Annotated in this window: 16 protein-coding genes; 13 read left to right on the top strand and 3 right to left on the bottom strand. The window is 38.7% G+C overall.

Annotated features, from left to right (window positions below; genetic code table 11):
- The first annotated feature begins 80 nt into the window (after positions 1–80).
- The 6 genes from rsmI (at position 81) to COT81_04725 (ending at position 5,112) form a co-directional block, all read left to right on the top strand.
- On the top strand, positions 81–770 hold the full coding sequence (rsmI, locus tag COT81_04700; GenBank protein ID PIS04756.1) for a 16S rRNA (cytidine(1402)-2'-O)-methyltransferase: 690 nt from the start codon (positions 81–83) through the stop codon (positions 768–770).
- Between the two features lie 69 nt (positions 771–839).
- Complete coding sequence (locus COT81_04705) at positions 840–2,291, top strand: methionine--tRNA ligase (protein ID PIS04757.1); 1,452 nt, start codon at positions 840–842, stop codon at positions 2,289–2,291.
- A 222-nt stretch (positions 2,292–2,513) separates the two neighbouring features.
- Complete coding sequence (locus COT81_04710; GenBank protein PIS04758.1) at positions 2,514–3,011, top strand: hypothetical protein; 498 nt, start codon at positions 2,514–2,516, stop codon at positions 3,009–3,011.
- Positions 3,012–3,017: 6 nt separating this feature from the next.
- Positions 3,018–3,839: a hydrolase TatD gene (locus tag COT81_04715; GenBank protein ID PIS04759.1), complete on the top strand. Its 822-nt coding sequence runs from the start codon at positions 3,018–3,020 to the stop codon at positions 3,837–3,839.
- Between the two features lie 52 nt (positions 3,840–3,891).
- Positions 3,892–4,206, top strand: a complete 315-nt coding sequence (locus COT81_04720) for a DNA (cytosine-5-)-methyltransferase (GenBank protein PIS04760.1) — start codon at positions 3,892–3,894, stop codon at positions 4,204–4,206.
- Positions 4,207–4,284: 78 nt separating this feature from the next.
- Positions 4,285–5,112 carry a hypothetical protein gene (locus COT81_04725; GenBank protein PIS04761.1) on the top strand — a complete coding sequence of 276 codons (828 nt, stop codon included), beginning with the start codon at positions 4,285–4,287 and terminating at the stop codon, positions 5,110–5,112.
- Positions 5,113–5,115: 3 nt separating this feature from the next.
- On the opposite strand, the gene COT81_04730 is transcribed toward COT81_04725, so the two are convergent.
- The 3 genes from COT81_04730 to COT81_04740 form a co-directional block, all read right to left on the bottom strand.
- The gene (locus COT81_04730; protein PIS04762.1) at positions 5,116–5,742 is read right to left on the bottom strand and encodes a hypothetical protein; all 627 of its coding nucleotides are present in this window, start codon (positions 5,740–5,742) and stop codon (positions 5,116–5,118) included.
- A 66-nt stretch (positions 5,743–5,808) separates the two neighbouring features.
- The gene (locus COT81_04735) at positions 5,809–6,246 is read right to left on the bottom strand and encodes a hypothetical protein (protein ID PIS04763.1); all 438 of its coding nucleotides are present in this window, start codon (positions 6,244–6,246) and stop codon (positions 5,809–5,811) included.
- 1 nt (position 6,247) lies between these two features.
- The gene (locus tag COT81_04740; GenBank protein PIS04764.1) at positions 6,248–6,751 is read right to left on the bottom strand and encodes a hypothetical protein; all 504 of its coding nucleotides are present in this window, start codon (positions 6,749–6,751) and stop codon (positions 6,248–6,250) included.
- Between the two features lie 73 nt (positions 6,752–6,824).
- Between COT81_04740 and COT81_04745 the strand changes: the two genes are divergently transcribed.
- The 7 genes from COT81_04745 to COT81_04775 form a co-directional block, all read left to right on the top strand.
- The gene (locus COT81_04745; protein ID PIS04765.1) at positions 6,825–7,484 is read left to right on the top strand and encodes a hypothetical protein; all 660 of its coding nucleotides are present in this window, start codon (positions 6,825–6,827) and stop codon (positions 7,482–7,484) included.
- Entirely contained in the window at positions 7,456–8,403 is a 948-nt protein-coding gene (locus tag COT81_04750) for a hypothetical protein (GenBank protein PIS04766.1), read from the top strand. Before COT81_04745 ends, COT81_04750 begins: the two co-directional genes overlap by 29 nt.
- A 1-nt stretch (position 8,404) precedes the next feature.
- Complete coding sequence (locus tag COT81_04755; protein ID PIS04767.1) at positions 8,405–9,529, top strand: hypothetical protein; 1,125 nt, start codon at positions 8,405–8,407, stop codon at positions 9,527–9,529.
- Between the two features lie 4 nt (positions 9,530–9,533).
- A complete protein-coding gene (locus tag COT81_04760) occupies positions 9,534–9,764 on the top strand; it encodes a hypothetical protein (GenBank protein ID PIS04768.1) in 231 nt (76 codons plus the stop codon).
- Positions 9,757–10,527: a hypothetical protein gene (locus COT81_04765; GenBank protein ID PIS04769.1), complete on the top strand. Its 771-nt coding sequence runs from the start codon at positions 9,757–9,759 to the stop codon at positions 10,525–10,527. The genes COT81_04760 and COT81_04765 overlap by 8 nt, the downstream gene beginning before the upstream one ends.
- A 9-nt stretch (positions 10,528–10,536) precedes the next feature.
- Positions 10,537–11,367: a hypothetical protein gene (locus COT81_04770; GenBank protein ID PIS04770.1), complete on the top strand. Its 831-nt coding sequence runs from the start codon at positions 10,537–10,539 to the stop codon at positions 11,365–11,367.
- A 1-nt stretch (position 11,368) separates the two neighbouring features.
- Positions 11,369–11,823, top strand: a 455-nt coding sequence (locus COT81_04775) for a hypothetical protein (GenBank protein PIS04771.1), incomplete at its 3' end; no start/stop codon positions are given.

Consider the following 11,823-nt stretch of genomic DNA (forward strand, 5'->3'; position numbering starts at 1 on the left):
TGACATATGCCCCCAGAGTAGCAAAAAGTGCAATATGTGTGTGCACATTACCCAAAGAGGTTGAAAAATAGCCAATTTTAATGCATAATGAGCTTACTATGGCAACGCTTTACATTGTCGCAACGCCAATCGGAAATTTGGAAGATATTACTTTTCGGGCGGTAGAAACTTTAATGAAAGTTGATTTAATCGCTTGTGAAGACACGCGGCACACTAAACGCCTATTAGAGCGTTACAAAATAATTACGCCTTGCATTAGCTATCACCAGTACAGCAAAGCGCCCCAAGTGCAAAAAATTATTCAGGAGTTAAAGGCTGGTAAAAATATTGCGTTAGTCACCGACGCCGGCACACCGGGAATTTCTGATCCCGGCAATAAGCTGGTGGCCGCAGTAAGTGCCTATCCAGACATTACGGTAGTCGCAATTCCTGGACCAAGCGCGCTCACGGCGGCGGCTTCCATTTCCGGATTGCCGACGGATGAATTTTTATTCTTAGGATTTTTACCGCACAAAAAAGGGAGAGAGACGTTATTCAAAGAAATCAATGAAAGCCAACGCACAGTTATTTTTTACGAATCAACGCATCGCATTGTAAAAACACTGGAACGATTAGCTGAAGTTTTGCCGCCCCAAAGACAGATAGCTGTAGCCCGTGAGCTAACCAAGCAATTTGAAACCATTTATCGGGGAAACACACAAGAAGTTTTGGAAAAGTTAAAAAACGATTCAACTAAAGGCGAATTTGTGGTAATTGTTGAGGGGAGATAGGTGTCATTCTGAGCGAAGCGAAGAATCTCAGAGGTCCTTCGCTAGCGCTCAAGGACGACAAATAATCATATGACAAAAAAAGTATTAATCACTAATTCAATTCCGTACGTCAATGCCGCCCCGCATATCGGCCATGTTTTGGAATATGTCCAATCTGATGTCTTGGCCCGGTTTCACCGCCAAAGAGGATCGGAAGTTTTTTATTTAACCGGCAGTGACGACAACGCGTTAAAAAATGTACAGGTAGCTGAAGCCAAAGACGTTCCGACTCAAAAGTTAGTTGATCAAAACGCGGCATTATTCGTTAAACTTAAAGACAAATTGGAAATTTCTCGTGACGGTTTTATTCGCACCGCTTCCAAAGAGCACTTTGCCGGCGCCCAAAAGCTGTGGTTGGCATGCAAGAAATCGGACATTTATAAAAAATCTTACGAAGGTTTATATTGCGTTGGCTGTGAGCAATTTTACTTAGAAGATGATTTAGTTGACGGGAAATGCCCAACTCACAAAAAAGAATTGGAGCAAGTGGCCGAAGAAAATTATTTTTTTAAATTGACTAACTATCAAGAAGCTTTAGAAAAATTAATCGCTTTCGATACATTAAAAATTTATCCAAAGTCGCGCCGAAACGAAATTTTAAGTTTTATCAAATCTGGCTTGCAAGATTTTAGTATTTCCCGTTCAGTTGAACGTGCCCGCGGTTGGGGAGTGCCAGTGCCCGGGGATAAAAGCCAAGTGATTTATGTTTGGTTTGACGCGTTAAGTAATTATATTACCGGCCTTGGTTATGGCCAAGAGAAAAATAAAAATTACAAAAATTTTTGGAGCAAAAAATCCTTTAAGGCACATGTGATTGGTAAAGACATTATTCGCTTTCATACTGTTTATTGGCCAGCCATGTTATTGTCCGCGGGGTTGCCGCTGCCTAACGCGGTTTATGTCCACGGCTTTTTAACTGTTGACGGCCACAAAATGTCGAAATCGCTTGGCAATGTAGTTGACCCGTTTGATTTAATTAAGCGTTTTGGCACCGAACCTGTCCGTTTTTATTTCACTAAGCATGTTTCCACTACTCAAGACGGCGATTATTCCGAAGACCGCTTTAAGGAAGCTTATAACGCTGATTTAGCTAACGGTTTAGGCAATTTAGTAAGCCGGGTAGCTGGTTTAATTGAGCAAAATAATGTTAAGATAACTTCAGGCCGGGAGTCAGCTAATTTAAAAGCTCAAGCTGAAATTGATGCGGCGATAGAAGAATTTGATTTCACCCGGGCACTTGAGCTAATTTGGTTTAATGTGCAGCTAACCGATCAATTAATTTCTGAAGCGCGGCCATGGGATTTGGCAAAAGCCAGGGCGGATAAAAAATTGGAAACGGTATTAAGTGAAGCAGCCGGCAATATTTTAGCCATTGGTGAGGCTTTAATTCCATTCTTACCCCAAACGGCGGAAAAAATTGTTAAACAATTTTCGGCAAAAAAAATCAAAAAGGGTAAACCGCTATTTGAAAGGATTAAATAATTACACTGTCATCTCGAGCGAAGTCGAGAGATCTCACCCTGGCCCTTATTCCCCGCATGAGATTTCTCCACTTCGGCCGGACAAGCTGGCCTTCGGTCGAAATGACGAAGTAGGTAAACCGCTATTTGAAAGGATAAAATAAATATGTCATTCCCGCGAAAGCGGGAATCCAGGATTATATAACTGGATCCCCGATCAAGTCGGGGATGACAATATAAATATATGTTTCTAACCATTTTAGACCTAATTTTAATTCTCATCTTGTTTATTTTTATTGCCTTTGGCTTTGCTTTGGGTTTAATTTACACCATTGGCGCCCTGGTCGGATTTATCGGCGGGGCGTGGATTGCCGGAGTGTATTATTTGCCGTTTGCCAACTGGTTAGAACCTTTTGTTTTGGGCAGCGGCAATGTTGCCAAAATAATCGCCTTTATAGTTATATTCACAGTCGCTAATCGCTTAATTGGCTTTATTTTTTGGATTATCAATAAGATATTCAAATTATTTACTTTAATCCCGTTTTTGAAAACTATCAACCGTTTTGCCGGCGCGGTTTTAGGACTAATTGAAGGCGTGTTGTCGCTGGGTTTGGTTTTGGTGGTTGTCGCTCAATTTCCGTTTAGCAGTTGGCTGGCAAACCACATCGCTGATTCTAGCGTGGCTAATTTTTTGATGTCAATTATTCAGTTTATCTCTCCAATTTTACCGCAACTTTTTTAGCGCAACATGCCAAGCTTAATTGATTCACATTCGCATCCTCATTTCCAAGCCTTCAAGGATGACTGGAGGGAAGTTATTGATAGCGCATTAGCCAAAGATACTTGGGCACTGCTTGTGGGAACCCAGCAAGAAACAAGTAAGCGCGGAGTAGAAATTGCCGAAATGTATGACGAAGGCGTGTATGCCAGCATTGCGATTCATCCGGTGCACCGCCACCCGAGTCACTATGACGAAAACGAAATAAGTTTTCAGACACGAGGCGAAGTGTTTGGGTATGAAACCTATAAAAAGTTAGCCCAGAGTAAAAAAGTGGTGGCGATTGGCGAGAGTGGGTTAGATTATTTTCATGTACCAGAAGGTTTTGATCAAAATCAGGTAAAGCAAGACCAAGCCAAAATGTTTCGCGAACATATTGAATTGGCGTTGGAATTAAATTTACCAATGTCCATTCATTGCCGGGAGGCCTATGACGATTTGTACAACATTTTGAAAGATTACCCAAAACTTAGAGGGGTGGCGCATTGTTATTTAGGCGATGTGAAGCAAGCTGAAAAATTTTTTAAGCTAGGATTATATATTGGCGTTACCGGCATTGTCACTTTTAAAAATGCTAAACAGCTACATGAAGTTGTTAAAACTGTGCCGTTAGAACGAATATTGGTTGAAACCGATTGCCCGTATTTAACGCCTGAACCGCATCGAGGCAAGCGCAATTTGCCAGAGTACGTTGAATTTGTGGCGCGCCGCATCGCTGATTTGCGAAAAATGGATTATAATGCAGTGGCGGAGGCGACAACCAAAAGCGCAAGAAGTTTATTTAATATTTAAAACTCCCTCTCCGTTTCGGAGAGGGTAGGGGTGAGGTAGCGAATAGTAATATATGCACATAACTCAAATCTTGAGGAAAAATCAGACCCCATGGGAGCAAAGGTTACGGTCGCAATTAAGAAATAGAAATATAAACAATTTAAAATTTAGGAGACAATTCAAGATCGGCCCATATGTTGCCGATTTTTATTGTCATGATAAAAAACTAGTCATTGAGTGTGATGGAAGCCAGCATTTGAAGAATGAAGAAGATAAAAAACGCCAGCAATACCTTGGAGCCAACAGCTATACAGTTTTAAGGTTTTGGAATAATGAAATTGATGATAATATAGAAGGTGTAGTTAAAACCATAATTGATAATACGTAACCTCACCCTAACCACCGCCCGAACGACTGACATCGTTCAGTTGGGCGTGCTCTCCCGCAGGGAGAGGGAACAAACCATATGCTCATAACCAAATCAGACGGGGCAACTGAAGAATTCAATCCGGCCAAATTTCGCCGCGGACTGCTTAAAGTCGGCGCCAATAAAGAATTAGTTGAACAAGTATTAGCCAAAGTGGAAAAGAAAATGAAGCCGGGAATGAGCACGCGCGAAATTTATAAAATCGCGCGTAATGAATTAGGCAAGTCTGCTCCGGGTGCAAAAGTACGCTATAACTTGCGCCAAGCGCTAATTCGGATGGGGCCGGCGGGTTACAACTTTGAAAAATATATTGCGTCCATTTTAAAAACTTACGGCTATAAAGCGCAAACTCCCTTTGAACTTCAAGGCAAATGCACGACTCACGAAGTAGACGTGACCGCCGAAAAAGACGGCCAGGTTATATTTATAGAAGCGAAATTTCGCCGCAATTTTTACGACAAGATTGGCATTAAAACAACGCTCTCGTCTTGGGCGCGGTATATGGATTTGCGCGAGGGCAGTAAAACGCATAACGCTACGCCCAATTTTAATCAATGCTGGGTGGTGACTAATGCGCGGTTTACTAATCACTCTTTGGAATACGCCAAATGCCAGGGCATGACGATGCTAAGTTGGAATTACCCGAAAGATAAATCGCTTGCCGACATGGTTAATCATCGCGCCCTTTATCCACTAACGATTATTGATGAGATCCAAAACCATGAATTTGAAAATTTTGCCCGGCATAAACTAATGCTGTGTAAAGAAGTTGAATCAAAAACTCCAGATGAACTAACGCGCTTAACCGGCATTAAAGGCAAACGCGCCGAACGCATTATTCAAGTGTGTAAATTAGCCACTGGATAAGTTTTATAATGAATAAAGATGCCCCATTATTTTTTTGGACACTTCGATTGGAGATTCTGTACCCTTTTTAAAAATACCTGGATTTATCGGGCTACCAATTTTTAGATTTAATTTTCGCCTTCTTAGAAAAAAATCACTCAAGGTAATCAATTCAATCCCTTTTATTTTAATAGGAATTATCTCTGTGTTTTCAATTTGAAGTAAATAGTTAAGTCCAGCCCGGGGCTTGCTTTCTGCCTGCAGCGTGGTTACCTTGCCCTCTGGAAAAAAGATAACTGTTTGCTGATTGTTAAGTCTTTTAGCGGTCTCTCCAAGAAATTCTTCTAAGGTCCAGGCTCTTATTTTAATAGGGTAGGCGTTGATAAGTTTTAGAAATAGTTTTCTTAAAAACTTTGTGTAATAAATTTCTGTAACTGGTGCTGTAAATGGTGTCAGCGAGTAGATTACTCGCCAGGGCATCAGGGGGATCAAAAAAGGATCAAGCTTGGACGGATGATTCATAACAATAATGTATTTTTTATTTTTTTCAATACTAAAATTTTTTTCAATTTTGACTTGTGCCTTTAAAAAATAAAAAAATACTGGGCGCATAATAATGTAAAAAGTGTACTGTATTAATTTTATCAGCATGAAAGTATTGTGAAAAATAATATCAAGGCTTTTGCCTTGATATTATTTTTAACTACTTTAAAATACTTACCCTTCCAAGATAGCTTTCAGGTTATTACCACCTTGTTCAGCCTCTTGTTCGTTTAATCTTTCAATTACTGCTGCGTCTACCACTTTGCCTAACACATTTTTTGGTATTTCATAATCTACATCAATGCTTAATCGCGTACCTGAATCCTCTGGTTCCACAGAATATGTGAAAGTACTGTTTATCGACCCATCGGTCTTAAACGAATAAACTTTACCAGGCTCATAATTTTGTGTTTTTGCTTTGCCTTTCAATTCTACGCCCGACATAACGAAAGTCCAATCCCAGCTTGTCCCGGGCTTTTTGTAGTCTCCATTTATGTTGTCCACTGATTTGAGGGCTGAAATGAAAGCTGGGTGGTTTTCCACATTAGAAATGTAGTCAATCACTTTGTCGTTAGGAGCATCAATTGAAACTATTCTAGTTACTCTGGGCATATTATTTTAAGTTAATAATTAACCTTGGCACTAAGGAGTTAAATTTTTTATTTAATAGTTTTAAAAATACTTTCATTTTTCCAACCTTTTTATGCTGGGTGAACTTTAGTATACCACATTTCATTAATGGACCGTACGCTAAAATATCAACAACTTCTCCAGATATAGTAATTTTAAATTTTTTGTTTTCCTGAGTAAAAGAAATAAGTATAGACTCGAGAGACTTTTTTATAGCCAGGTTTGCAAGCTTATTGTCCCATTTTAATATAAACCATAATTTGCGACCTATATATGATAAGATTATGATACCAAAAGACACAGTATAATTCATCCAGCCTATATCCATACCTTTCCAAGAAAGCAATAATAACACTAAGATTAGGGTTAAAAAGTTAAATTTTAACAATGTTTCCCCTTTGATTAGTATCATTTTTGGTCGCAATAAAGCGATAAAGCCAAAAATACAGTAAATGCTTAGGTAAATTAGTGATACTGACATTGTCATTATTATATCATTTGATAGATGCAAAAAATCAAGTATACTAACAAAATTATATAATAATTTACTTATCCCCGATATGCAGTTAACAATTACAGGAAATAGATTGACGGATGGGTGGGCTGAAGATTTAGATTGGATTTTAAGTCATGAGGAAAAATTGATTTTCAATCAGGTTAAAAATTTTCAACAGCAAGATTGGCTAGCGGGTCGGATCGCCTTAAAGCAAGCTGTTTTGCGCCATGTGGATGCTAAAAATCTAAATCAGTTAGTCATAAGAAATTATGCCTCTGGCCAACCTTATTTAGAAGGTTATGAATATCTTAACTGTTCTTTGTCACATTCTTTTGGCTGGGCGATTGCATCTGCTGGCAAGCAAATAGTCGGCGTTGATATAGAAAAAATTAGGCCTCATGCCGATGATTTGGTTTATGCAATTGCAGGTAATGCCGAGGTGAGGTTAATGAACAATGTTAATAAAAATCTAAATGTGAAGCTAACTTACATTTGGACAATTAAAGAATCGGTGATGAAGGGATTAGGCATTGGCTTTGGTATTTCACCAAAAAATTTGTATATAAAAAAAATCAATATTAAAAAAAATAATTTTCAAAGTTTAATTTTTAACAGTCAGTCAAAAGATTATTGGACAGTGTTCAGTACTGCCATGGATGAGTTTATAATGAGTTTAGCCCAAAAGGGAACAAGTCATGTTAAAGCAAAGATCAATTGGAATTAGTCATTTAGATTATAGCTTACCCAAAGCCAGTTATAGCCTCAGTCAACTTAAGCAATCGGGTAAAATAACCTCAAATCAAAAACTTTTGAAAGATTTTGGTTTTGAGCGGTGCTTCATTAGTGAGCAGCATAATTTTATCTCTGTTGCATTGAAAGAAATAGGTACATCAATACTAAAGTCAGTCAATTTGCCGCAGGCAGAAATTGGAAATTTATTTTTGTATTCTGGTTTAAGCCGAGACGCTGCCCAATCAAGCGACTTGAGCATGTTTGCTTATTCAGTCACTAAACTGCACCATGAATTAAATTTAAGCCCGGTTGCTAACCCTATTAAGTTAACAGAGCAAGGTTGTGGCGGGACGTTATCTATGGTTGATATGGCAGCCCGATTATTGTCTAGTTCTGACAGTCAGGCCGCCCTCTGTTTGGCAGCTGATGTTTTACCACCGCAATCATCACGCGAGATTATGTATAATCTTATTAGTGATGGAGCCGGCGGTTTATTAGTTCAAAAAGATAGCCCTAAAAATAAAGTGATTTCATTTTATCAAGAAACTAAATCTTATTATTGGGATACCCAAAATCACGAAGAAGAGCTGTTAGCAACTTATTTCCCAATGGCCGAGAGAGTAATTAAGGTTGCTTTAGAAATGGCTAATCTTTCTCTCGAAGATGTTATTTGGTTTGTGCCTCACAATGTTAGCCAGCGAAGCTGGAAAATTTTATCTGAGCTCCTCGGAGTGTCGGATAAAAAAATTTGGCACCAAAATATTTCTCGCCTAGGTCATACAATTTCTTGCGATCATATTATTAACCTCAAAGATATGGAACAAAGCGGCGAGCTAAAATCGGGTGACATTTTAGTTTTATTTACCTTTGGTTTTGGTGCAAACTGGACCTGCCTGATTTTGGAACACTAATATGCGATCAACCATTTTGATTACCGGCGCTACTGGCATGATTGGTCGTTGCCTCACCGAAAAAATTCTTGACCAGACGGACATGTGGGTTGTTTTGCTAGTTCATAAACAAGGAGAGGATTTGAGTAAGAAAGATTTTGTAAAAAAGTTTTTGAACAATAAAAACTCACCTGATGTTTTAAAGAGAATTGAAATTGTTAGCGGTGACATAGTTGAGCCACAGTTATCGAAAAAATTACAATTAAGCCAATTAGCTAGTAAAATAACTCATGTTTTTCACCTGGCAGCAAGTACACGTTTTGATTTGGATTTACAAGTCGCCAGATCTATTAACGTGGTTGGCACACAAAATATATTAGAATTTGCCAAACAGTGCCCAAATTTATTACAGTTTGGTTTTGCTAGCACTGCTTATGTCAGCGGCAAGCGCACCGGCACAGTTATGGAGAATGAGTATCGTCACTCGGACGGTTTTGTGAATAGCTACGAACAGTCAAAGTATGAAGCGGAAGAGTTAATTATTAAACATTGGGATGATATACCTGCGGCGATATACCGTTTTTCTACAATTATTGGCGATAGTCAAACCGGAGGAGTGAGCCATTTTACAGCACCGCACCAGTCCTTAAGGCTAATGCACCTCGGATTAGCATCAATGATTCCGGGCACACCGGAATATAAAGTTGATCTTATACCAACCGATTATGCCGTCGAAACTACCTTTCAGCTTTTTATTAATAAGTTTCAAGCCTCGACCCTTTACCATATCGTCTCTGGCAATGACAAATCATTTACACTGCAAGAAATGATTGATGAAAGTTATAAATGTTTGGCCAATTTTGATCCCGTTTGGGAAAAACGCCAATATCCCAAACCGGTTATCACGAGCGAATCTGCGTTCAATCTTTTTTTGGATTCTGCCAAACAGGCGAAAAATCCGTTTATTCATAAAGTCATGAGCGCTATGCAACATTTTGCTCATCAGTTGAATTACCCAAAAGAATTTGATATGACAAATACAATTTTAGCATTGCCTGATTATCAAAAACAACTCCCTCACATTGGCGAATATTATAGTCGGGTAGTTAAATATTGCCTGGAAGTAGGTTGGGGTAAAAAAATTTAAAGCAATGGAGCAAGAATTATTAGACTATATTAATAACCATATAATCAAAGACAGCTCACATTTAGTTGATTTAAAAACTGATTTGTTTAAGGGCCGCTATATTGATTCTATGAATATTTTGTACCTAATTGGTTTTGTGGAAAAAAAATTAGGCCGGAAGTTAAGTAACGATGAAATATTGATGTCTAATTTTGCTTCTGTTAATGCCATAATTAAAAAATTTTTTAATGAATAGTACGATTAAAAAATTACAACTCGCTGGATTTGATTATTCCAATGGTCAAGTTTTATTATCCGGACCGGCCTTGGAAATATTTGATCAGTGGAGTGATTTTTTTAGAAACTTAGCCCCAGAGGCTTTAAATTTTAAGCCAGCCGTCACGGTTAATCGAGACGTTTTATCTACTTCCCAGTATTTTAAGCTCTTCCCCAAGCAACTCACCAGCTGCCGAGATAAAAGCCCTCACGGCGGGGATATGTATTTTTCACCAGCTGCCTGCTTGCATGTTTATAATTTTTTACGTAGTAACAGCTTAGCTAAGCGAAACAATACATACGTGATTAATGCTGCATGTGCCAGACAAGAGCCTCAAGGCCATGATCCTTTTCGGCTTAAGTTTTTTACTATGTCAGAAATTGTGTACATCGGGGAAGAGAACTCTGTTCGCCGAGAGGTTGAGTCGGCAAAAGGCAAGCTGACAGGCGCCTTTAAACGTTTCGGCCTAAAAGGTGAATGGCATGCTGGCGAGGATAGTTTTTATCTCGGGATGGCTCGCGGAGAAAAAATTTTGCAGCAACTGAAAGAGTTAAAAAAAGAGTACCGTTGGTCTGTCGGTCGGAGGGAGGCGGCCTTAGCTTCAACCAATTTGCACGAAGATTATTTTGGGAAGTGCTTTAAAATAAAAACTAATTCAGGTAATAACGTTTATAGCGCTTGCATAGCATTAGGTTTAGAGCGAATTGTGGCAGCTAGTTTAATCACCTCTGGCAAAAGGTAGTTAAAATTTATGAGTAAATTTTACAATCGTACAAGAAAATCTGAGTCAATATCAAGTAAATTATTCAGCCAAGGCCGGCTACATTTAATTCCGTTGTATTATTTACTTAGATTGAGCGATTTAAGCCGTGAGGGAATTGAAAATTCTGGCAGTTATCAGTTTGCGGATCATATATATGGTAATCAAGCTAGCGGCCGACTGATAATCGGCAAGTTGTTGGACAAAATTTTGCTTAGCTTAAAATCAGCCCAATCGTTTAGAGCCCGCTATTTATTTGCCAAGGTCGAAATTGACAAGTTGATTAATCAGTCGGGCAAAACAGGAAAAATAAAAATTTTAGCCGTCCCTTGCGGTTTAGCGCGCGAAATGTTTGAAACAATAGAAAGTTTGGAGGCGTTAGACAATTTTAGCGGTAATGTAGAGTGGCATGGTATTGATTTAGATGTCGAATTGATAAATCAGCTTAAAACAAAAGCTGCCGGGTATAAATCTAAGATTAGTTTTCGTGGCGGCAATGCTTTCAGTGAATTATCTTGGGGCAGTAATAAATATGATATGATAATAAGCATGGGATTTACCGAATTTTTAACTGACGATGATACGATGAGGTTTTTCCGTTTGGCTAAAAAATATTTAGTCGATAACGGTCGATTAGTTACCTCAGCGATGACACCTCACAAACTTTCAGATTATTTGTTGCGAAATATTGCCGAGCTGCACACTTATTACCGCGACCGGGATAATATCACTGAATTAGTTGATGCCTCTGGGTTGAGCCCTAAAAGAGTTTATCAAGATCAACATGGTTTACAGACCATGGTTATAGCTCAGCCCAAATAATATGTCTACATTATCAAATATTGAAGAAAAAATTTTCGCCGAAAAAACGGGCGGCATTGAAATTGATCAAGGTAAAGCTTTAGCTAATGTGCGAGTTTTGGATTTATTGCGTGAAGCATGTTTAATAGAGTCATTTTTTCCGGTTTACATAAGCAAGGTAATGGAGCTTTTCTGGTATGACTTAGAGGCAACTGCTATGTTCTCAACTGAAGGGTATGAAGCTTATGTGCACTACATGGTCTTGCGTCGGTATCTGGATATTATTGGCTATAAGCCAATAAAAGACGAAGAAGTTGTCAAAGTTAGGGAGCAAAATAAAGATGAAGTTTTTGACGACACAATTAGCGAGCTAGTCAATTTTATGGCGACGGAGCATTTCGCGTCTAATTTTTTTAAAGATTTGTCTCAAGAGACAAACGAGCCGGCCTTAAATCATATGCTAATTGGTTTTTCCGC

The organism is Candidatus Buchananbacteria bacterium CG10_big_fil_rev_8_21_14_0_10_42_9 (assembly GCA_002773845.1).
In the GTDB taxonomy this organism is placed as follows: domain Bacteria; phylum Patescibacteriota; class Patescibacteriia; order Buchananbacterales; family 21-14-0-10-42-9; genus 21-14-0-10-42-9.